At 55.6% G+C, this 23536-nt stretch carries 17 protein-coding genes; 12 read left to right on the top strand and 5 right to left on the bottom strand.

What is annotated here, in order from left to right:
* The first annotated feature begins 139 nt into the window (after nucleotides 1-139).
* From BBPC_RS08510 to BBPC_RS08485, 6 genes are all read left to right on the top strand, one after another.
* A complete protein-coding gene (locus tag BBPC_RS08510; protein ID WP_033524415.1) occupies nucleotides 140-1084 on the top strand; it encodes a carbohydrate ABC transporter permease in 945 nt (314 codons plus the stop codon).
* Between the two features lie 53 nt (nucleotides 1085-1137).
* Nucleotides 1138-2040 (top strand): carbohydrate ABC transporter permease, encoded by a 903-nt coding sequence (locus BBPC_RS08505; protein WP_370739643.1) that lies wholly within the window; start codon nucleotides 1138-1140, stop codon nucleotides 2038-2040.
* 105 nt (nucleotides 2041-2145) lie between these two features.
* The gene (locus BBPC_RS08500; RefSeq protein WP_004223476.1) at nucleotides 2146-3078 is read left to right on the top strand and encodes an ROK family protein; all 933 of its coding nucleotides are present in this window, start codon (nucleotides 2146-2148) and stop codon (nucleotides 3076-3078) included.
* 127 nt (nucleotides 3079-3205) lie between these two features.
* Nucleotides 3206-5248, top strand: coding sequence for a beta-N-acetylhexosaminidase (locus BBPC_RS08495; RefSeq protein ID WP_004223475.1), 2043 nt, complete (start codon nucleotides 3206-3208; stop codon nucleotides 5246-5248).
* Nucleotides 5249-5318: 70 nt separating this feature from the next.
* Nucleotides 5319-6131: a glucosamine-6-phosphate deaminase gene (nagB, locus tag BBPC_RS08490; protein ID WP_004223472.1), complete on the top strand. Its 813-nt coding sequence runs from the start codon at nucleotides 5319-5321 to the stop codon at nucleotides 6129-6131.
* Nucleotides 6132-6421: 290 nt separating this feature from the next.
* Entirely contained in the window at nucleotides 6422-7777 is a 1356-nt protein-coding gene (locus tag BBPC_RS08485) for an N-acetylglucosamine-6-phosphate deacetylase (protein ID WP_004223470.1), read from the top strand.
* Between the two features lie 93 nt (nucleotides 7778-7870).
* Here the strand turns inward: BBPC_RS08485 and BBPC_RS08480 are convergent, their stop codons facing one another.
* From BBPC_RS08480 to BBPC_RS08470, 3 genes are all read right to left on the bottom strand, one after another.
* A complete protein-coding gene (locus BBPC_RS08480) occupies nucleotides 7871-8887 on the bottom strand; it encodes a LacI family DNA-binding transcriptional regulator (RefSeq protein WP_033524411.1) in 1017 nt (338 codons plus the stop codon).
* A 132-nt stretch (nucleotides 8888-9019) separates the two neighbouring features.
* On the bottom strand, nucleotides 9020-11476 hold the full coding sequence (locus BBPC_RS08475) for an EAL domain-containing protein (protein ID WP_004223468.1): 2457 nt from the start codon (nucleotides 11474-11476) through the stop codon (nucleotides 9020-9022).
* A gap of 111 nt (nucleotides 11477-11587) precedes the next feature.
* Nucleotides 11588-12901, bottom strand: coding sequence for a chitinase (locus BBPC_RS08470; RefSeq protein ID WP_004223467.1), 1314 nt, complete (start codon nucleotides 12899-12901; stop codon nucleotides 11588-11590).
* A 243-nt stretch (nucleotides 12902-13144) separates the two neighbouring features.
* On the opposite strand from BBPC_RS08470, the gene BBPC_RS08465 reads away from it, so the two are divergent.
* From BBPC_RS08465 to BBPC_RS08440, 6 genes are all read left to right on the top strand, one after another.
* The gene (locus BBPC_RS08465) at nucleotides 13145-15397 is read left to right on the top strand and encodes a glycosyltransferase family 2 protein (RefSeq protein ID WP_004223466.1); all 2253 of its coding nucleotides are present in this window, start codon (nucleotides 13145-13147) and stop codon (nucleotides 15395-15397) included.
* A 500-nt stretch (nucleotides 15398-15897) separates the two neighbouring features.
* Nucleotides 15898-16920 (top strand): LacI family DNA-binding transcriptional regulator, encoded by a 1023-nt coding sequence (locus tag BBPC_RS08460; protein WP_022244641.1) that lies wholly within the window; start codon nucleotides 15898-15900, stop codon nucleotides 16918-16920.
* A 247-nt stretch (nucleotides 16921-17167) separates the two neighbouring features.
* A complete protein-coding gene (locus tag BBPC_RS08455) occupies nucleotides 17168-18475 on the top strand; it encodes an ABC transporter substrate-binding protein (RefSeq protein WP_004223460.1) in 1308 nt (435 codons plus the stop codon).
* A gap of 163 nt (nucleotides 18476-18638) precedes the next feature.
* Nucleotides 18639-19577, top strand: a complete 939-nt coding sequence (locus BBPC_RS08450; RefSeq protein ID WP_004223458.1) for a carbohydrate ABC transporter permease — start codon at nucleotides 18639-18641, stop codon at nucleotides 19575-19577.
* 68 nt (nucleotides 19578-19645) lie between these two features.
* Nucleotides 19646-20524, top strand: coding sequence for a carbohydrate ABC transporter permease (locus BBPC_RS08445; RefSeq protein ID WP_004223456.1), 879 nt, complete (start codon nucleotides 19646-19648; stop codon nucleotides 20522-20524).
* Between the two features lie 69 nt (nucleotides 20525-20593).
* Nucleotides 20594-21724 (top strand): glycoside hydrolase family 172 protein, encoded by a 1131-nt coding sequence (locus tag BBPC_RS08440; RefSeq protein WP_004223453.1) that lies wholly within the window; start codon nucleotides 20594-20596, stop codon nucleotides 21722-21724.
* Between the two features lie 198 nt (nucleotides 21725-21922).
* Here the strand turns inward: BBPC_RS08440 and BBPC_RS08435 are convergent, their stop codons facing one another.
* Together BBPC_RS08435 and BBPC_RS09880 are read right to left on the bottom strand one after the other, a co-directional pair.
* Nucleotides 21923-22744 (bottom strand): alpha/beta hydrolase, encoded by an 822-nt coding sequence (locus BBPC_RS08435; protein ID WP_004223450.1) that lies wholly within the window; start codon nucleotides 22742-22744, stop codon nucleotides 21923-21925.
* Nucleotides 22745-22855: 111 nt separating this feature from the next.
* A complete protein-coding gene (locus tag BBPC_RS09880; RefSeq protein WP_153881456.1) occupies nucleotides 22856-23008 on the bottom strand; it encodes a hypothetical protein in 153 nt (50 codons plus the stop codon).
* Nucleotides 23009-23536 lie beyond the last annotated feature (528 nt).

Raw genomic sequence — 23536 nt, 5'->3', positions numbered from 1 at the left:
TATGAATCGATCTAGCTGATTCGACGGAGCGGCTGAAACCGGCACTCCTCTCCCGTGATGACGATTTGGATACGGCGATTCGAACTGTGAAAGATGCCATCAACGATGAATGGCATCCGATGCGAAAGATAGGTACATCATGACTGCAACAACGCAAGCGGCGAAACCAAAGCGCACTGATGCGCAACGCCGCGAGAATCGAACAGGATGGGCGTTCATGGCGCCATTCGGCATACTGTTCGCCATTGTATTCATCATCCCGATTTTCTATGCCATCTATTCCAGCTTCTTCCGTCAGGTCACCGAGGGCGGCGGCGCGTACGGCGGCGGCGAATTGGTGAATAAATTCGTAGGATTCCAGAATTTCGAGTACGTGCTTACGTCCGGCAATTTCTGGTCCGGTGTGGGCAGGGTGCTGATTTACACCCTCATTCAGGTGCCGCTGATGATCATCATCGCGTTGGCTTTGGCGATGGTCATCGATTCGTTCGTGGTCAAGCACATCACGGGTTTCCGTCTCGGCTACTTCCTGCCGTACGCCATTCCAGGTGTGGTCGCATCCATCATTTGGGTGTACCTGTATAACGGTCAGATTTCGCCGATCGTCAAAGGTCTTGCGGCCATCGGAATAAACGTTGATTTCTTCAGCAAGAACGTTGTGCTCGCTTCCATGGCAAACATCACCACATGGACGTTCACCGGCTACAACATGCTGATTTTCTTGGCCGCACTGCAGGCGATTCCGCACGAACTGTACGAAGCCGCACGCATTGATGGCGCAAGTGGATGGCAGATCTCCATGCGCATCAAACTGCCGAACGTGCGTTCCGCGGCGCTGCTGTCCATGTTGCTGTCCATCGTCGGCACAATCCAGCTATTCAACGAACCGCAGATCATGCAGACCGCCGATCCGGGCATCTCCAAAACCTATACGCCAATGATGATGGCCATGAACACTTCCCAAGGCACGCTGACTCCGGGCGGTGACGGACCCGCATCGGCGGTCGCCATCGTCATGGCACTGATCGCAGGCGTTCTCGCCATGATCTACGCACTGGTCGAGAGGAAGGCGAACGAACAATGAGCAATGCAGTCGCAGCAAGAAAAGACGAACGCGCCCGCAGAAAAGCGGAACGCATGATGGAAAAGCAACGCGAAGCGGCCGAACACGATCTGCCGCGCTCCATGCGCCCATCGCCGATCACCAAAACCATTACCGTGATCGTGCTCGTCGTAGCGCTGATCTACTTCCTCTTCCCAATCTATTGGGCCATCATCGCATCCACCAAAACACCATCGCAGCTGACCAGCAGCAACGGATTGTGGTTCGCCGTCGGACTTGACCAGATTCCCGACGCCATCGCAACCAACTATTCGAAGCTTATGGGGTGGACCCGTGGCCAATTCTGGCGTTGGGTGTTGAATTCCCTGATCTACTCCGGGGTTTCCGCACTGATCGGCACCATCATTTCGGTGATGGCAGGCTATGCCACCGCAAAATTCAACTTCCGTGGCAAGGCCATCGCCATCGGCGTGGTCATGGGATGCATGCTGATGCCGGTCGCACTGCTCACCATTCCGCAGTACTCCATCTTCCACGCACTGCACCTGACCAACACCATGCTGGCGATCATCATCCCGTGCTGCGTTTCGCCATTCGGCTTCTTCCTCGGACGCGTGTACGCGCAAACCTCCGTACCGAACGAACTGCTGGAAGCGGCCCGCATCGACGGCGCCGGTGAAGCGAGAATCTTCTTCACCATCGTGCTCCGACTGCTCGCCCCAGCCATGGTGACCATCTTCCTGTTCCTCTTCGTAGGAACGTGGAACAACTTCCTGCTGCCGTTGATGATGGTTTCCTCCGACACCCTCAAGCCGGTCACGCTCGGCCTGTATGGCATGGTATCGCTCGCAACCTTCAACGATCGTGGATCGCTGATGATGGGCGCACTGCTCGGCGTACTGCCGGTGATCGTGCTCTTCCTCGGCTTGCAGCGCTACTGGCAGGCCGGTCTTGCGGCAGGCGCGGTCAAGGGTTGACGGGCATCCATCCAACTCCATGCGTGGCATGCAAACGCCACGCATGGAGTTGGATCAACAGAACAACCGTAATCCGGGCCCCACTATTTCAGGCAGGTACATGCAATGAACGCAAGACTGCACCATAACGGCCGTTCGCAAGGATGCGTCGGCATCGACATCGGCGGAACGAAAATCGAAGGCGTGCTGCTCGACGCAACAGACCGCGTCATCGACGTCTGCCGTATGCCATCGCACTCCGGTGAAAGCAATGTCGTAACCGACATCGTGCGCGTCGCCCGCATACTGTCCAACGAAGCGCTGCCCATCGGCATTGGCATTCCAGGGCAGGTGAACTGCGCGACCGGGCAAGTGAGCAACGTCGTCAATCTTGATATTGAAACGTTGGAACTTGGCGAACGCGTCAGCGCAATCATGCACGCTCCGGTGCACGTGGAAAACGATGTGAACGCGGCTGCGGTCGGAGCCGCGGAATTCGTGGAACAAGTCGACGGCAACGCAACCGTCGTATTCCTCAACTTCGGCACGGGACTGGCCGCAGGACTCGTGCGCGGCGGGCAAGCCGAACACGGGTACAGCGGATCCATCGGCGAAATCGGGCACCTACCCATCGACCCCAACGGATTCGAATGCCCATGCGGGCAGCGTGGATGCTTGGAAACCGTGGCATCCGGCGGGGCCGTGGCAAAACTTTGGCCCTCCGCAAACCCGCCCATGCCTGATCTCATCCGCAAAGCGCGGCAAGGAGACGGGCATGCCAACGACGTGCTCGCCATGGTGGCCCACGCCATGGGCGACACCATCCAAATCGTCGCGCAAGCCTACGATCCGCAACGCATCATCATTGGCGGAGGCATGGCGAAAACCGGTGACGCACTCATCGAAGTCATCCAAGCCGAACTGAGCCGCAGAGCCGAAGGATGCCGATTCCTGACCACACTCGACATCGCATCGAACATCAGAATCGCAGCCATGGACCAACCAATCGGCGCAATCGGCGCGGCGCTCGCGGCAAAACGAGCGCAACCGCAATCGTGAATGCGTGATACTTCAGGCAGACTGGAACAAGCGCAACAATTCCGGAAATCCAGATCCGGCAATCCCGGCAATCCGAGAATCACAATCGAGAATTGAAATCGATAATCGACAATCGAAAGGCGAATCGATGGCAAGCGAGAACACCCGCAAATGGGCGATCATTCCCGAACCGAACAGCATGACGGTCGGCGAAGGCACGGTGCTGTTGCCCTATGCGGGGCGCGTGAACGAATCCATTGCGATTGGCGATGGCGATTTCCTGCTTGCGCATCAGCTTGTTGCCGACATACGTTCCGCGACAGGCACTGATTGGGATATTGCGACGGGCGATATGTGGTCGGGTTTCATCAGATTGCGTATTGCGGATTCGTGGGATTTCGATTCGCAGGATGGCGGTACCGCCGGCGCATACACGCTGACTATCAACACTGACGGCATTACGATTACCGGTTGCGATTTCGAGGGCGTGCGCAACGGCGTGCAGACACTGCGCCAACTCATACGGCAAAACGGTGGCGTACTGCCGGAACTGCAGATTGCAGATGCCCCCGCATGCCAAATCAGGGGATATTATTTGGACGCGACGCGCGGCCGAGTGCCAACGCTCGCATGGCTCAAACAGTGGGCAGACAAACTCTGCCTCTACAAATACAACCAACTGCAGCTGTACATCGAGCATACGTTCGCATTCGACGGTATGAGCGAAACATGGCGCGGATCAAGCCCGCTCACGCCGGCAGACACACTCGAATTCGACCAATACTGCGCGAACCTTGGCATCGAACTCGTGCCGTCAGTCTCCACATTCGGACACCAATATGTGGCCATGCGCACGCAGGAACTGCGCGAACTCGGCGAATTCCCCGAAGACGCAGACCGGCCGTTCAGCTTCATCGAACGCATGAGGCACCACACACTCAACGTCGCCGACGATCGAGCCTTCGCATTCTCTGCGCAACTGGTCGACTCGTATCTGCAACTTTTCCGTTCGAAGCGATTCAACATCTGCGCCGACGAAACCTTCGACCTCGGCAAAGGCAAGTCGAAGCAGGAAGCGCAACGCGTGGGCGTCGCAGCGCTGTACGCAACATACGTGGGCAAACTCTGCGAACACCTGTCTAAGCAGGGCCGCGAACCCATGTTCTGGGGAGATATCGCCGTCGAAATGCCGGAAATCCTCGAAACCCTGCCGAACAATGTCACACTGCTGAACTGGCAGTACGAACCGGAAGCGACCGACGAAAAAATCCAACTCATGGCGCAAGCCGGAGCCAAACAAATCGTATGCCCGGCCGTATGGGGGTGGAATGCGCTGCTGCCGCGCATCGACGATGCGTGGAACAACATTTCACGCATCGCGCGCTACGGCATCGACTGCGGTGCGGAAGGCATGCTCGTCACCGATTGGGGCGATTTTGGGCATATCAACGATCCGCGCATGGCGGTTCCCGGCATGATATTCGGTGCGCACTATGCGTGGAATCCCGCAGAAGATAGTGCTGGAAAGACTGACGGAAATACCGCTGAAAACAGTGCTGGAGATAGTGCTGAAAACGACTTGCTTGAGCGTATTTCGCGCGTCGAATATGGCGATTGCAGCGCTCGTTTCGTCACATTGCTTCGTAACGCTTCCGCGCAAGCCGTATTCACTTGGCGTGAGCTTGTGGAATATCTCGAATTGGATGACGGCACGGGAAACTGCAATACCGATGTTGCGCAAACTATCCCATGCTTGACCGATCGTCTTGCCAATCCGGGAAACGCATTGACTTTGCGTGAGGCGCGCGATCGCATGATGCGCAATATGGCAACGACAATCGAACGAATTCCGCAAGCCAATCGTAAGCTGCAGCAATGCATGGTTGAAATTGCGCCGATTATGGCGCATATAGGAAAGCCGGGCATTGCAGCTGCCGTACGTATCGCCATGGAAGGGCAGCTGCTGCTCAATCGAGTGGGATTCGCGCTCGCCGAAGCGCATGACGTGCGTGATGCGCATGACGCTGGCGATTGGCGGCCTTCCGATTATCGTGCGCTGGCACGCGAGCTCGAATGCTGGTGCGAGGCCTATGCGAAGGAATGGAACGTGACAAGCCAACCGTCGGAACTGCATCGCATTCAGGAAACCGTGTGGAAAGCAGCCGACGAGCTTCGACGAATCAGCAGATAAATCATCAAACAAATCCTCAAGAAATCAGCAAAACGAAAAACGTCAATCCAATGCCAATGAAAGGAACATCATGACCGAAGTCATCATCGTGAAAAACGAGCGCGAAGCGGGCGATATTTACGGCCGTTCAGTTGCCGATCTCATCAAAACCAAGCCGAATGCGGTATTGGGTCTGGCAACCGGATCCAGTCCGCTTGCAGCATACCAGTCGCTCGCACGCATTGTGCACGGCGAGCATATTGACGTATCGCAGGTGCGTGGTTTCGCATTGGACGAATATTTGGGATTGCCGCTTGATCACCCGCAGTCATATCATTCCACCATTCACCGCACTGTTGTGGAACCGCTTGGACTGAACCCTGATTTGGTGCACGTGCCTGGTGACGTGCTTGACGGGGCGCCGCTGAGCGACGGCGAACGCATTGAGGCTGCCGGCCCTGCCTACGATAAGGCAATCGAAGAGGTCGGTGGCATAGATGTGCAGATTCTGGGCATTGGCACGGATGGGCATGTGGGCTTCAATGAGCCGGGATCGTCGCTTGCTTCCGGCACACGCGTCAAAACGTTGGTTGAGCAGACGCGCATTGACAACGCCCGATTCTTTGACGATGACATCGACAAGGTGCCTACGCATTGCATCACGCAGGGTATCGGCACAATTCTCAAAGCCCGTCATTTGGTGCTGCTTGCCTTCGGATCGGGCAAGGCCGAGGCTGTGGCCGAAACGGTGGAGGGCGGTGTGAGTGCGTTCTGCCCGGCATCCGCGCTGCAAATGCATCCGCACGCCACCATCATTGTGGACGAGGAGGCTGCGAGCCGCCTGCGTCACAAGGACTACTACCGTTACGCCTACGCCCACAAGCCCGCCTGGCAGCACATCTGATTGCTGCTCTGCAGTCGGTGTCCGCTAGCGTCCGGATTCTTCCATTCGCTGGAACATTCTGGACGCTTTTCGGCCTGTCATCGGGATGATTCTTCCACTCACTGGAAGTTTTTGGACAGTACGAGGGTATTTCGCCGTCCGGATTCTTCCAGTGACTGGAGGAATTGGGACTCTGAGGTGGCTGTTAGCGGGAGGATTTCTCCACCGGCTGGAGGTTTTTGGACGCTGATGGGCTTGTCGGCGGGGTGATTCTTCCACTGACTGGAAGAATTGGATGCTAATTGAGGAATATGGCTGGAAGTGAGTCGGAAGGTATGAAGATGGAACAGTCTCGGGAGCGTTTTGCGAATGAGGTGGACATTGCGTTGGCGCAGTCGGCCCGCCCGTTTGCGATTCACAATGCGCGCAAAGTCGATGCGCGAGGTGTTGCGGAACATTATTGGATAGTTTCCGATGGTAGTGCGATTATTGCGACTGGTAATCGGGACGATGATTTTGCTGCGGCTTGCGCAAGCGTCGGTTTGGATGCGGATGCTGCAGTTGGTGCCGATGCTGATTCCGGTTCGGTCAGTTCGGCTGGTTTCGGAAATTCCATGACCGGTTCGACCGGTTCCGTAACCGACGCTGCAGGCTGCATGATGACTCCCGGTTACGTCGACATTCATGCGCACGGTTCGTGGGGGAGCTCCTTCGATGATGGCGTGCAAGGCATACGCACGGCTCGCGCAGGTCATATGATGCACGGCACCACCCGCCAAGTGCTCAGTTTGATCACCAATCCGCTTGACGTGATGTGCGCCAATCTCGAAACCGTGCACGGCATGATGAGCGCCCGCCCTGACATTCTCGGCGCGCATCTGGAAGGACCGTTCCTCGCGTTGTCTCGCAAGGGTGCGCATGATCCGGAATGTTTGAAGGATCCGCTTCCCGAGTATGTTGATCGGCTTTTGCAAGCGGCGGGCGGCTGTCTGCGTCAGATCACCATCGCCCCCGAATTGCCGCACGGCATTGATGCGATTCGTCGTTTCGTGGCGGCAGGAGTGGTTCCTGCGGTAGGACATTGCGATGCCGATTATGCGACCGCTCACAAGGGTTTCGACGCGGGCGCGGGCATTATGACGCACATGTTCAATGCGATGAATGGCTTGCATCATCGCGAGCCTGGTCCAATTCCGGCTGCTGTTGAGGATCCACGCGTCACTATCGAGTTGATCAATGATGGTTTTCATGTGCAGAATCCGATGGTGCGTTTGGGATTTGGTTTCGCACCGCATCGCACGGCATTCGTGACCGATGCCATGGCTGCCACCGATTGCCCGGACGGTCATTATCTGCTGGGCGCGTTGGATGTGGATGTGATCGATGGTCACGCTCGGCTCGTGTCGAATGGTGCGATTGCCGGTTCCACGCTGACGTTGGAAAAGGCTGTTCAGCGTGCGGTGCTCGAATTGGGATTCACGCCCGCCGACGCGGTGGAGGCCGCCACGTTGACTCCGGCCAAAGCATTCGGTTTCGACCGCGCGAACCCGGTCACCAGGCAACCTCTCGGTCTGCTTGCTCCCGGCTACGCTGCCGACGTGCTTCTGCTCGATCCCGCCACCTGGTCCGTCACCCACGTTTGGTGTGACGCTCGCCCTCTCCGCTAAAGCGAGATTACTGAAGCGAGATTACTGAAGCACAATTGCAGGGCCGGCTCCGCAACAGGATGCCGGCCCTTGCCGTATCTCAAGTTTTTATATTTAGTCTTGCGGGGTGAAGCTGTCGCGTGCGACGAGACTGGTGGAGATCCGCATATGCTGGCTGATTTTGCGGTCGGCGGTCAGCGCTTCGGCAAGCATAAGCACCGCGGCTTTCGCAAGCTCGTCCTGGCTAATGTCGTACGACGACAATGCGGGAGACGTGTATTTTGCGATCTCCTGATTGTTGATGCTGATTACTTTGATATCTCGCGGCACCATCACATTTTCGGTGGCAAATGCCTGCAGTACGCCAGCCGCCAACGGATCGGCTGCGATGATCACTGCGTCGGGCAGATCGTCCGCATGATCCTGCACCAACTGACGCCCCTGCAAACGGCCGTTTTCCACAGTGAACGGGCCGTCCGCATACACCAATCCTTGCGCATCCAATCCCAAGCGCAACGCCCAATTGCGGAATGCGAACGTACGAATATCTTCCGGATATTCATGCTTGCCCATAATGTTGCCCAAGCCGCCAATGAAGCCGATCCGAGAGCAACCCGACCCCATAAGCGCGTCGATCGCATCCAATATGGTTTGTTCCAAATCCGGCTGTACCGAATCGAACAATGTCGGCGCAGGATTGATGTCGATGAATACGCCGTGGGGAAGCTTCTTATGCAAGCGGTGAAGCGTCTTGTGATCTAGTGGGGACGGGCCGATCGAAATAAATCCCGCGTATTTATCGGCATCGGCGATCAGCGAATCCACGTCCTCGTGCATGGTCACGTTCATGCGCTGCTCTTCGGCATGCTTGACGAGCACTTCGCGCAGCTCGTCGAAATACGCGTCCTGCAAGCCCTTGTCGGGTACGACATTGTCGAGAATCGCAACATCCTGCGGAATGGTGATGCGCTGGTATTGCGGTACGTTCTTGTATCCCATTTCCAGACTGGCGTTTAGAATCTTCTCGCGGGTGGAATCCTTCACCGAAAAAGTGGGATCGTCCTTCAAAACCCTGGAAACAGTGGCTTGGGAGAAACCTACCCGTTTCGCTATCTCTCTGATAGTGGCCATGTGAATCCTCCTCAAAGCCATCGTTGGCTAAACACGTTTACTAATTAATTTAGCACACATGCTCCCATCTCGCCATATTTCCTCCAAGCGTTTCACGAGATGAAGCAATCGTGCGACAAACGAGACTCCTCTTTACTCAGCTTGCCTCGGAGCGGCTTCGGGCAATGAAGTGCCCATGGTTTCGAGGCGCATGAGGAACTCGTTGGCGCTCATGGCGTTGCTCAACAGCGTGCCCTCGGCGAGCGTGCCTCCGATGGAACGGATGAACTCAACCTGGTCCAGGGACTCCACGCCATCGAACACCACATGGAACGCATCGTTATCGCGCGAAATCTCGAGCGTGCGCTGCATGATCTGCTTTGCGCGAGGCGTACGGAAATCGCGAACCACCGTCTTGTCGAATCGTGCGAAATCCAATGGCAGATGCGCGAACGCGGCAACCTCCGAATACGTGGTGCCAGCATTGGTCAAACCCAACTCGACGTTCGGCAAAGCGGCAAGAGCGGCAACCTCATCATCAACTTCATCATGCACCACATGAATGGCATGCGATCCCAACTGCAGGCCGAAACGCAGCTGTGGCTGCTCATGAGTCAACTGCTCCAAGCGCTCGTGGAAGATGGACGCACCTAATTCCGAACCATTCATGCAAATGTCCACAATATCCAATTCGGGTGCCACCTTGCGGAATGCGGTCATGTCTTTCACGCAGGTTTCCAGCACGTCGAGCGTCAGCTGCACGCTCATGTTGAGACGATGCGCTTCAGCCGTTACGAAATACGGTGCCAGCGTACGGCCCTTCGCGTCATGCACGCGCACAATCGTATCCAGCGAAGTGATACGTTTCGTATTCACATCGAAAATCGGCTGGTAGAGCACGGAAATCGTATTGTCTTCGATCGCATGGCGAAGCACGTCGGAAGCGTTGAAATAGTCTCCCGAACCATTCTGCGCGGCGAGCGTGGACGTCATGCCGTCGACTACGGGCAGATTGGAGCTCTCCGACTCGTAGATGTGCGCGCTCGCATCGGCGAGGAGCACGGAGAAGCCGTCTGTCGCGTTCGAGAACGAAATGCTGCTCGATACGTCCACGGAAACCTCGCCTTCTTCGGTGTATACCGGCATGACGGCAAGATTGCGCATGCGTGTGGCCAACTCCTCCACATCGCTGGTTGACGTCACATCGGTTACGATCATGGCGAATTCTGCGCCGTTCACGCGCGAAAGCGTGGCGTTTCCCGGCAGCAGCTGGCTTAAACGCATGCCCACGGATCGCAGCACGGCATTGCCGATTTTGCGTCCATAATGTTCGTTGACGGTGCGCAAATGCTCCACGCCGAAATACACCACGGCAACCAGATTATGCACATTCTCGGTCTGCAGACTCTTCAAATGTCCGATGAACGCACGATACGTGAGTGCGCCGGTCAGCGTATCCGTTTCCGATTCGGTGCGTAGCAGCGTCACTTCCTTGTTCACGCGTAACGATTCGGTAAGCACTTCGCCGCAGGTGAGCAATATCGTCTCGTCGGTCGACATGAACGGACGATTCCAAATACTGCGTTCCATCGCGAGATAATACTGTCGCGAGCCGGTGGAAATAGGCGCGGAATAGCGGTAGGAATACCCTCTTTTATTAAGATTGTTTGCATTGCTGATGAAACAGCGCATGCGGGTGAGGCCACGATTGATGCGTCTTACGACGGTCTCTTCCGGCACTTGATTCGGCAACGGCAGCGCGTCGCTTACATTCGCTATGCATTTCAACGCACTTCGGGATCGCGTGAGCCGGCTCATCGTATCGACCGTCATCAGCAACAGCGAGTAGGCGATCAGCGCCAGCATGAACACGGAAAGCACGGTGGCAGTATCCGAGCCAATATTGGCGAACTCCAGAATTTCAGGAATCCACACAATCGCCATCAAATCAGCCAAAGCCATGGCAAGAATGTGAGACAGCGAATACTCGCGCATGGCTTTACGAATCGGAATTTGTACAAAAAAGAACGTTACAATATCACAAATCAATCGAATAATCGGCACTGCAACAGTCATAATCAGTAATGGCAGCAACCAATGCTGGAATTGATAAGGATTAATCGCAGCATTGACGGAATTCTGGCTGATGATAATTGACAGTACGTGAGAAGTGTTCGCAAATAATATTTTGATCAGTGGGATTGGCGCAAGCGTGGTTCCGGCGCGAAGAATGCCGATTTTCAGACTGCGTGCGGTGATGATCGACGTGATGATGGTAACGATGATCAGGAACATGGCCACGTCGGGAAAATAGCCGGTTACCAGCAGTATGACGGTCAACGGTGGCAGCACGGTGTGTTCGGCGGCAACGCGATACGACGAACGCTTTTTGTGGTAGATCAGGCACGGCAGAAAACACAGCGACCATATGCAGATGCGCGCAGGGTCTTCCATAAGTTGCTGCACGCCTTCCTGTGCATGGAATGCGATTGCGGCCGCAATGCACAACGCATAGATGATGGCCAGAATGGTGAGTCTGGCTGGTTTTCTGATGCCGTCTTTTGGCTGGCTGCCGGTGGCTGCCTGATGCTTTGATTGCTTCGATGTCATGATTGCCTGATTTCGTTCCCCTGTTGCGTGCCACTTTTACTGAAAAGTAGCGACTGCCTTGTGTTCCTGCCTTGTATTGTGTCTGTGGTCGCGTCTCGCTGCGGCAAGCGTTTATAGCACCGGTCCGATGATGCGCCACGGTGCGTTCGTGCCTTCCTCGGCGCTGTCCGGCTGCTCGTTTTCGTTGTTGCCCAACGATTCGTAGATATTGCCGTTCCAGATCACCTTGTCGCCTTGCTTGTACAGTACGTCTGGCTCCCACGTGGGGTAGGCCTGCTGCGAGGAATTCCAGCTGGCATTGTCGAAGTCGACGAGCGTGCCCGGCGTGCCTCGGAATCCTGACCCCAATGTGGTGGCGAATTCGCCGTCCGTCTGTTTCATGCCGCTGCAGAACGTTTTGAGCGTGTTGGTGTTCGTATAGTTTTCGCCGCATTGCTGGTCGCGGTTCAGCGACCACATGCTTAAGTGGCCCAGGCTTGTTTCCAGTGCGAACGTGTTGATTTCGCGCGCATTGTCGAGCGTGAAATACTCGTTTTTGGTATCGTTCTGGCCGATGAGCACGGTGGCTCCCAACAGCTCCCAGATCTGATGGTCGCTGAAGAGTTTGCCGCGACTGTACAGCAACGTTTTGTATTGCGCGTGGGCCGCGTTCAGCGAACTTTTGATCAGCATGGATTGCGTGATCGACGTGGACGCCACGTTGAAATCCATGGTCATGAGATTCACGGTGGATAGCGTCACGCCGGCATCCAGAAACGCGTTCACGGTTTGCATTCCTTGCGTTGTAAGACCTTTCGCGTCGGCCGGAAGCGTCAAACTGATGATCAGATCGTGACTGGTATCGTCTTTCCCTTTGTTTTTGGCTTTTTCGTTGGCGATGAGTTTTGCCACGGCTTGCGCTCGCCGGGTTGCGGTTTCGCTGTACCCGTCGAGATTCGAGTTTTCGATGTCGAAGTCGAGCGAGGTGATGTGATAGCGGTCGATCACCTGCTGGTATGCGTCGGCAAGGGAATCGACGTCGGAACATGCACTGGCAAGTTCGGTGCCGTTCTGCCCGCCGAAGCTGACGGTTACCGTGCGATCGGTTTTGTAGGTTTGCGCGATACGGCTGTCGAGATCGAGCGTGGAGGCCGCTTCGTCGAGCGTGTAGTAGCCGCCCCAGCTTGGCTGGCAGCCGTCGCCGGCGGTGACGAATCCGAGAATCACATTCCGGTAGACGTTGCCTACCTTGGATTCGAACTCGTATGAGGGTGTTGCGGTCACGTCCACATAGCCGCCGAACCAGGGTTCCGGCAATTTCTTAGCCGCCGTTCGCGTGAACGTGATCCACGACCATGTGCCGGCCGCGACGAGCGCGATGCACAGTATCGCTATGAACAGTCGGAGGAAGGAAAATCGTCTTCCTGGAAACAGGGGTTTCATCATTCCCTTTCGAAATCGTCAGGTCACCAATGCTGATGGGGACATTGGGGCGTCTAGCAGGCTGTGTCCCGCTGGGCTTCAGTGCATATGCGGGGGATTTTACGGGGGATTAAGCTTTCCTCTCGTGCGCTGTTTTTCTTATATCTCGCTTACAGTTAGGGAGTGTAGTCTGTGGCTAGTACGACAATTTCAACAGTGATGTATGGTTTATGCAGGTGAGGCAGCGCTGATAAGGCAAAGGGGTATATGGTGGCAAAAATAGGGGATTTTGACGGCGATGACCGCAGGCACCAGTGGGGTGCTGAAACCTCCACGCAACCGCTTGCGATCATGCATGCCAAGCCTTCGCCAACGCGCGTTGTGCGTGGTTACGTTGCCATCATCTGCACGGTTGTTTCATGGCTGATCTACATGATCACGATGATTCTGTCGTTGTTCGTCAACAATCCTTCACTCACGTTACGTTTCGTGGTTGAAGGCGTGCTGTACATGACGATTGTGACCACGCTGATTTTCAGCGCGCTCGTCTACTTGACCACACGGCAAGGGGCGCTATACCGTTTCATCCGGCATGAACGCGTGCCTCGGGCGATGCTCGACGACCATTTCGCACACAACTACGATAAGGGAATCACAGTGCTGATTCCTTCGTACGTGGAACAGCCGAAAGTCGTCGAAAAAACGATCTGGTCGGCGGCATTGCAGGAATTTCCCGACCTTGCAGTCGTACTCCTAATCGACGATCCTCCGCATCCTAACAATGACGAAGCGCGAGCGATTCTCAAAGCAAGCCGCGAACTCATGCCGAAAGTATTGGCCGAATTGGCGGCACCTGCGGAACGTTTCACCAAAGCGCGCGACGAAACCGTTGCGGCGCTCGCCGATCAGATGGACGCAAGGCGTAGTGTGGTCGCACGCTGTGCGGAAGACTATCGTGCGGCCGCGCAATGGTTGGAGCATAAGGCCGACACATGGCTGGTCGAAGATCATACCGACGATTTCTTCTGCGACCAGGTATTGCGCGGTCTTGCACGCGACCTGCGTTTGACGGAACAGGCGTTGAACGAATCGATCACCCTGCAGCAGCATGTCGACGCGAATCGCATTCTGCAACTGTACGAACGTTTGGTACGCATTTTCACCGCAAAAGGATGGTCGTTCGAACGCAAGCTGTATGCGTCGACCTCCCGTGAAGGCAACAAAGCCATGAATCTGAATTCGTTCATCGGATTGATGGGGCACTCGCTCAAGCGCGTGGAAACGTCGGACGGGGTGATTCTGCGTGACGTGCGCGAGGGAGAATCTCCCGATTTCGTGATGCGCAATTCCGAATACGTGCTGACGTTGGACGCCGATTCCATGCTGTTGCGCGACTACTGCCTGCGCTTGGTGTACCAGATGGAACAGCCCGGCAATGAGCGCGTGGCCGTGATCCAAACCCCGTATTCCTCGTATCGTGGCGCGCCGACGCGAATCGAACGCATCGCGGCCGCCACCACCGACATTCAGCACATGCTGCATCAGGGCATGACCTACTATGACGCCACGTTCTGGGTAGGTGCGAACGCGGTGATCCGCAAGGCCGCGCTCGACGATATCTGCGTGGTGTCGACTGAGGGCACGCGCACGGTGAAAACGTATATTCAGGATCGCACGGTGATCGAAGACACCGAATCCAGTATCGATTTGGGTTATTTCGGCTGGCATTTGGTCAACTATCCGGAGCGGTTGAGCTATAGTGCCACCCCGCCTGATTTCGGTTCGTTGGTGGTGCAGCGGCGGCGTTGGGCGAATGGCGGTCTGCTGATCATCGGCAAATTCTTCCGTATTGTGCACGCGCGGCATCAGCAGGGCAATGATGTGAAGCTGGGTGAGTGGGCGCTGCGCGTGAACTATATGGCGTCCATCGCATGGTCGAGTTTCGGCCTGATGTTCCTCTTGGCATATCCGTTCGACCAGCGGTTGCTGAGCCCGTGGGTGGTGCTCGCGTCGCTGCCGTATTTTGCCACCATGTCGAGCGATTTGAAACGCAACGGGTATAAACGTTCCGATATTTTCCGTATTTACGGCTTCAACATCGTGCTGTTGACGGTGAATCTTTCCGGCACGCTCAAGTCGATTCAGCAGGGCATGACGAACACGAAGATTCCGTTCGCGCGTACGCCGAAAGTCAATAATCGTACCGCTTCTCCGGCATTGTATGTGACGATGCCGTGGGTGATCATCATTTACTCGTGCATGGTGTTCTACGCCGATACGCTTTCGCACAATTGGGGCAACGCGGTGTTCGCCGGTTTCAATGCGATCGTGACGTTCTGGGCGTTGACCGCGTATATCGGCATCTGGCATTCCGTGCAAGACATGGTGGTTGGTCTGGTCCGTTGGTTCTTCGTGCCGATCAAGGAGCCTCAGCAGGAGGCGGCCCGCAAGAAGGCCTCTTGGCGTGACGCCCTCTACTTCGGCGACCGCCAAATGATCTACGAGTCCCGCCCGCTGTAGCCTTGAGACTTCTCTAGCCCGTGTGTACGTGTACGGGCGGCGGTTGTAGATGCCTCCATTCTTATGCAACTTGCGTTTCCGTCTGCACGTCCTAGTGTTTGGGGAGGATGGCCGCACGTTTTTGGCTTGCTGACCTCACGATTTGGGAAAAAGCGGAAAATAAAATCGTAAGGTCGAAACCAAATCGCAATCGTGCGACGGGACTCAAGATTGCAACGGTCGGTACATCAAAATCATGATATGAAGGAACGGGGTCGCAGCATCCTGGTGTCCATCATTTCGAGGAATGACGGGTAGGTGTGTCGAAACGTTTGACAAAGCTGAGTTGCTGGCTTACGATTAGTGAAACGTTTCGACGAAACGATTCGATAAAATACGAGCGTGATTCTGCGGAAGAAATTCCGGAAGGCTCGGCGGATGGCTTTGTTGAACGATGGACGAGAGCTGCGGTACGCATGACGTGTAACGCAAATGACTTGGAGAGCCGAAGGAGGCGGAAGATGACGGGCATCAAAGATGTGGCTCGGGAGGCGGGGGTGTCAGTCAGCACCGTTTCGTACGTACTTTCCGGCAAGCGTTCCATCTCCGCCAAAACCACCGATAAGGTGATGGCCGCCGTTGAACGACTTGGATATACTCCGGATGCCAGCGCCCGTAAAATGCGTGGTATGCGTAATCATATTTTTGCGCTCAGCGCGCCGATTCGCGGTGATATCAATCAGGCCAAATACAACGCTTACTTTCTGCAGACCGCATGGCAGGCAAAGAACCGTGGCTACGATGTGCTGTTGCTTACCGGCGAGGACGCGGTGGCCGACATTCGGCGCGTGACGCAAAGCAACTTGGTTGATGGCGTGGTGCTGCTCGACATTGAGGAACATGACGAGCGTACCGCCCAGGCTGGCTCATATTCCAAACCCTGTGTGGCCATCGGTTACCCTGCAGAGCATGAAGGCTGTGCCTGTGTCGATATCGATTTTGCCACGGCTGGTCGTATGGCTGTGGATTGCCTGTATTCCAAGGGGCATCGGAGCGCTATGTTTTTGCGTGACAATGAGACCGATTACGATCGCGGTTCGGGCTATGTGCTGCTGTTCCGCAAGGCTTTGCTGGAACGTGCCGAAGAGTTGGGCATGACGATTCATGAATCCTCCAAGCATCGTGACGATCGCTTTGATGCCGCGGAATTCGTGCGTGAGCTTCGTTCTTTGGATGAGCGCCCCACGGCGATTGTCAACCAGGCGAACGCCAATGTGCTGAAGTTGGTATTGCAGCAATTACAGGCTTCGGGATTGCGGGTGCCAGATGATATTTCGGTATTGTCGTGCGGCACGTATTTCGAGGGAGAGCTGATGCCGCAGCCGATTACCGAGATGCCGGTCATGCCGCAGGAATTATGTTCTAAGGCTGTGGATCTGCTGGTCGACGCCATCGATGAGCATCGCGACATCAAGGGATTGGTGGAGCTGTCCGCTCCGGTCATGCATAGTCGAGGTTCCGTTACCAAAGTTGGTGACGTGTGAAAAGAAGGTTGTAGGAGTATGTCCGTGAAAGGCGGACGGATTCCCGTATCCATAATCGAAACGATTCGAAAGTAAGTGAAGGCGTTGTAGCCGAAGCGAAGATGGTGATTGCCGAATTGAAAAGCGCCAATCCGCGGCCATCGTCGAAACGTTTCGAAAAAAGGAGGCGACACATATCAATCTTCATAACTGAAAAACAACTTGAGACATAACTCAACAACACAACCACCAATAACAAAGGAGAACCATGAAGATCACACGAGGCATCGCACTTGCGGCCGCGGCGGCAATGTCGCTGACCACGCTCGCTGCATGCGGCAGCGACACCGCGCAAGACGAGGAAACGCCAGACAGCCTGTCGTTCTGGTATTACGAGGAAGACGACGCTGGCCAGACCCAGGCATGGCGTCGCGCCGCGGAAGCCTTCGAAAAGGAAACGGGTGTCAAAATCAATTTCGAACGCAAGTCGTTCACGCAGATCGCGCAGAACGGCAGCCAATTCCTCAATTCCGATGAGGCGCCGGATCTTATGGAATCCAATCGCGGCAACGGTTCGGCCGGCGTGCTCTCCACCATGGGGCTGCTCACCGATTTGGGTGATTACGTCGATCAATACGGTTGGGACAAGAAGGTGACCGGCGCCAATGCGGCCGTGGCCAAGTATGATGAAAACGGCATCATGGATGGTGACACCTGGTACGGCATGACCAGTTACGCGGAATTCCAGCGCGTCTACTACAACAAGGATCTGTTCGCCAAGTACGGGCTGGAGATTCCGACCACCTATGACGAGTTCGTGGACGTCTGCCAGAAATTCGTGGATGCCGGAGTGACGCCGATCGCCGCCGACGCGCAGGAATACGGCGTGATGTGGCTGTGGTGGCAGCTGGTTTCCAAGGAGGCCGACGCCAAATTCATCGACAACTGGCAGCTCTACAAGGGCGATGTCGACTGGAACTCCAAGATTCTCACCAATTCCGTGAGCACCATCAACGACTGGCTCGACAAGGGCTTCATCTCCCACAACGCCACCGGTATGAAGGCCGAAGACACCACGCAGGCATTCATCAAGGGGGAGTATCCGATCTATCAGACCGGCACCTGGAATCAGGGACGTTTCGTCAAGCAGATCACCACTTTCGATTGGGACGCCGCGGTGATGCCGGAATCGAATTTCGCGATTGGCTGCGCAGGCAATCTGCTGGTGATTCCGGAACGCTCTCACCACAAGGATCTCGCTGCGAAGTTCATTGACTACGTGCTTTCCGACGATGTGCAGAACTACCTCGGCAACGCCGGCGGAATTCCGGTGGCGGGCGACGCCAGCAAGATCAACGACGAGAAGAGCAAGGCCATGATCGAGGAATACGCCTCCTACGCCAATGATGGCAAGCTCAGCTACTACCCGGATTACGCCGCTTCCAACCTTACCGATGCTGTTCCGGCGGAATTCCAGGAACTGGTGAACGGCACCAAGAAGCCGGCCGACGTGCTCAAGGGTATCCACGAGAAGTACGACGTCGGTGTGGAAGACATGGGCGTCAAGACCAACTGATCGTATATCTGATCTCATATCCGACATCGCACGGGATTATTCCGGTTTTGCTCAGTATCAATCATGAATAATCCCGTGCGGTATCGCAAATTACAACTTGCGAACCAATATCGCAATCGTAAATATTCACAGGCAACGCAGCGCAACCAAAGGAAAAGCCAAAATGTCAAAGAAGACCAAAAACGGGGGAGTCTCAATGTCAAGGCTTCCCGGAAACCGTTCCGCAAAATTCGTACCATATCTTGTTCCCGGACTGGTAGGTCTGCTCGTTATCGTCGTTATTCCATTCGTGTGGAACATTTACTTGAGTTTCACTCGATGGCGTGGAGTCGGCCCGGTTAAATTCGTTGGATTGCAGAATTGGAAACGTCTGTTCGCTGATTCCACGTTCTGGATTTCATTCGCTAATTCATTCTGGATTATTGTGGCTATCGTAGTTATTCCTACGATTCTTGGACTATTTATTTCGTCACTGCTGACTGACGTTATTCAGAAGAAATTCGGCGGCAAGACGGCTTCCTTCCTGCGAGCCATGTTCTACCTGCCGCAGTTGCTGCCGGTTGCTGTCGCGGCCATCATCATGGGCTGGATCTTCCGTCCGGAAGATGGCGCGGTGAACGCGCTGCTCGTCAAGCTCGGCCTGGGATCGTTGCAGCATAACTGGCTCGGCAGCCCTGATAGCGCGCTTCCGGTGCTGATGTTCATTCTGGTGTGGATCCAGTTGGGCTATCCGATCGTGATCTTCATGTCCGGTCTGCAGCGCGTGGATCCTGAACTTTACGAGGCGGCCGGTCTTGACGGAGCCAACTGGTGGCAGAAATTCCGTGTGGTCACGCTGCCGTCCATCATTCCCGAGCTGCTGGTGGTCATCCTCACCGCCACCATCGGCGCGCTGAAAACCTTCGCACCGGTCTATCTGCTCACCAAAGGCGGGCCGGGAACGGCAACCACCGTGCCATCATACTATTCCTACAATCAATTCTTCCAAGTGCAACAAGTCGGCTACGGCGCGGCCATCTCCACAGCGCTCACCGTGGTCATCATCGTGTTCTCCATCGTGTTCACCATGGTGCAGAAGCACGTCGAAAAGGAACTGGTCTGAACGGTTCAAACCGCAACTGACCCGTAACATGTAAGACTCGCAAGACTTCGAAAGTCGAGGAAACAACCATGACGCAAACCATGACCGCATCGGCAGCGCGGAAAGCATCCAAGAAAACCCAACATGTGCGCTCGACCGGCGACTGGATCACCCTCATCGTGCTCATCGCAGCCGCACTGCTCGTGCTTTTCCCGTTGCTCGTGCTCACCGTCAACGCGTTCAAAACACCCGCCGATTACAATGCAACAGGCCCGCTTTCGCTGCCGAAGCATTTCACCATGGACGGCATCATCTCCTTCTGGACCACCACCAAGTTCCCGCTGAAATTCTGGAACAGCTTGGTTATTTCGCTGGTAGTGGCTGTGGCCGCCGTCGTGCTTTCCGTGCTGAACTCCTTCGCGCTCGGCATCGGCAGGGTCAAAGGCAACACTTGGATTGTGCTCGCCATCATGCTTGCCAATATGATGCCGCAGGAAGCGCTGCTCTACCCGCTGTACACCATGTTCAAGCAGGTCGGACTGTACAACACCAAACTGGCGATCATCATCATCTTCACCATCATTCAAAGTGCGTATGGCACGTATCTGCTGTCGTCCGTATACGGTACGTTCCCGCAGGCCATTCTCGAAGCGGCAGCCATTGACGGCGCCTCGCGCTGGCAGATTCTGCGTAAGGTGGTGCTGCCGATTTCCTGGCCGACCATCAGCGTGCTGTTCGTGTTCTTCTTCGTGTGGACGTGGAACGAATACATGATTCCGATGGCATTCCTGATGGGCGACGACGTGCAGACCATTCCGCTGGCGCTCGCCACATTGCAGGGCCAACGCACGATGGATGCGACCACACTTGCTTCGGCTTCGCTGCTGAGCATTGTGCCGACTATTATTTTCTTCATTATTTTCCAGCGCAAGTTGTCGCAGGGCATTACCGCTGGTGCCGTAAAGTAGCGGGAAAAGGGGTTTCTTATGACTCGAGATAACGATTGGAGCACCATGCAAAACAGCTCACGTCACGATATGCAGGTTGATTCGTTGGGTGCGTTCGCCGCGCGCAGTCCGCTGGACTTGCTTGCGGTTGCGGCACCAGGGCGCACACGTTGCGTGAACGCCGAGAATCCCACGGGCGGCAAGGGCGCTGCGGCCACTGCAGCCAGTGCACTTGGTCCGTCGCGCAAGGGCAGTCCGTGCATCCAGACCGTGAAAGCGGGGGAGAGCGTCACTTTGATGGATGTGGACGGTCCGGGCGTGATCCGCCATATTTGGATGACGGTCACCGACCGCACGTCGTCTACCGGTCCGAACGTGCTTCGCAACCTGATCCTGGAATTCTATTGGGATGGCGAGGAGACCCCGTCCGTGCAATGCCCGGTCGGCGACTTCTTCTGCTGCGGCCACGCGCAGGCCTGCCGAGTCAATTCGATGCCGGTGGTGGTCGTGCCCAATCGCGGTTTCAACTGCTACTTCTCCATGCCGTTCGAACATGCGCGCATCGTGCTCCGCAACGATCACAATGAAGACGTTCCCGCGTTCTTCTACCAGATCGACTACACCGAATATGACGCGCTTCCGGCCGGCACCATGCGTTTCCATGCGCAGTGGCGTCGCGAGCGCGTCACCGAACTGGCCCGCGACTATGTGGTGCTCGACGGCGTGCATGGTCGTGGCGCGTATATCGGCACGTATCTGGCGCTCACCGCGTTGGAAAGCCGCTGGTGGGGCGAGGGTGAAGTCAAGATGTACATCGATGGGGACGACCAGTATCCCACGTGGTGCAGCACCGGTGCCGAGGATTATTTCGGTGGCGCGTGGAGTTTCGCCGATTTCGACGAGCATGGGCGTATGCATGAGCAGACGTTCTGTGCGCCGTACGTCGGTTTCCCATTCTATTCGCAGCGTCTCGCCTCGCATCGCGAGAGCGCGTATTGGGATGTAAATACGCCGGTGACCCGCGGATTGTATCGCTGGCACATTCCCGATCCGATTTATTTCGAACATGATTTGCGTGTGGAATGGCAGCAGATCGGTACTGAGGAGGGCGGCAATTTCGAGCGTCAGGACGACGTCGCTTCCGTCGCGTACTGGTATCAGCTCGAGCCGCATACACCGTTCGATCCGATTGGCGATCGTCGCTTCCGTCAGCCCCGCTGATTTTTGCCCCCGAGCTTACGATTTTCGGTCTATCCGGTCGGTTCGGGGGTGTTGTGCTGTCTGCGCGACTTGCGTTCTGCGTCTGCACAACCCGGGTTTTTAACCCGATTTTATGGGTTGTGCAGATGCAGGGTGCGGGTTGCGCAGGCGGGAAACGTGACTAGATGGGGTTAGATGTCACGGCGTCTGCTGCGCTGATTATCGTGCGAACGTTCTGCGCATCCAAGAGACAGCCAGCTGCGGCCAGATCTGGATACTCGGTTCAATGCCGTTGACGCCCTGCCATGCGGTTTCCGCAGTGCCCAACGACAGTCCATGCCCGCCTTGCGGGAATAGGTGCGCTTCGATGCTGACTCCGGCTTTCTTGCAAGCGTCGATCAGCATCAGTGTGTTTTCGTATGGCACGGTTTCGTCGGGAACGGTATGCCATGCGAAAACCGGCGGTGTTTTGGCGTCGATATGACGTTCGATCGACACGGATTCAAGCGCTTGTGAATCGTTGCGGCGTTCACCAAGCAGCGAATCGAAACTGCCGCGATGGGCGAGCGGGCCAGACGTGATCACCGGATAGGCGAGCATCAAACCATTCGGACGCACCGCATCCGGATCGTAACCATGAGCGACAAGAACATCGTCGCTGGTGGAGGTGGCGAGATTCGCAGCAAGATGACCACCTGCGGAAAAGCCAATCACGGCAATCGCATCCGGATCGACATGCCACTCGGCGGCATGCTCACGAATCATCGTCATCGCACCGGCAGCTTCCAACAGCGCAACTGGAAAAACGGAAGGCTTCACCGAATATCGCAGCACAAAAGCGTTGAAACCGGCCGCAAGAAACTGCATCGCAATCGGCTCCGCCTCACGATCCGACGTCATTTCGTAACCGCCGCCCGGAATCACAAGCACAGACGGACGCACACGGTCGGGAACGACTTCTTCGCTGTTATCAAGGCAATATCCGACGAATTTCGCTGCGCTGCCGTCGATGCCGGAAATTTCATATTCGAAATGTTTCATATATCCATCATAGGTGGAACACGGCGCACGTTATGCAGGAACTATTTGGTCCCGCTATTTTTCGTACCTTGTGATCCGTGGACGCAAATTGTGCAGTCGGGAGAGTGTGTCCTACTCGAGCAGCCAGTCGAGGATGTTGCGGTGTCGAATGTCTTGGTAGTCGCCGAGCCCGATGGTATCCAAGGTGAGCTGTGTGACGTAGAGGAGACCTCCATATGTGAGATACCGGTCGAACAGCGCATTGTCATTTGCTGTCGGTTGCAATGCATTTCGGTATTCCGAGAAAGACAACGGCAGCATCTTGAGCTCGACATATCGTCCGGTGAAATGGATGATTTTGCGTTTTTTCAGAATCGTCCAGTGAAATGGATGATTTTTGCGGAGTGGGTGAGTGATATAGACGTGCGATTGGGCAAATCGGAAGTAATGTTGCGATCATTCGACGGAATTCACGAATGTGTATGGCCGCTCACATGTCTGATACATTTTTCTCAGCTAATTGGCAGGAACACGTATCATTCCTCCAAGACTCGGGCGCTTATATAGAACATGTCAGCAGTTACGGCGGCTGGCGAGGTTCCTGAAGAACCCCATAACTGAACCCTTCTTCTCTCTTCTCTCTCAGCCGGCGGCCCTTCTTTCCGCCGGCTTTCTTCTTTTCTGAACACGATTCGTGCGATTCGTGCGATTCGCGATTTATGTTTCGCGATTTTGCCGAAAAGAGTTGCAAGACAAACGGCCGACCATGCGTGAGTAATGCATGGTCGGCCGTTTGTGATGCTGGTGATTATG

Source organism: Bifidobacterium pseudocatenulatum DSM 20438 = JCM 1200 = LMG 10505 (assembly GCF_001025215.1).
Lineage (GTDB): Bacteria > Actinomycetota > Actinomycetes > Actinomycetales > Bifidobacteriaceae > Bifidobacterium > Bifidobacterium pseudocatenulatum.
The sequence above is the reverse complement of the archived record's forward strand: the minus strand, read 5'-3'. Positions and strand labels throughout refer to the sequence as shown.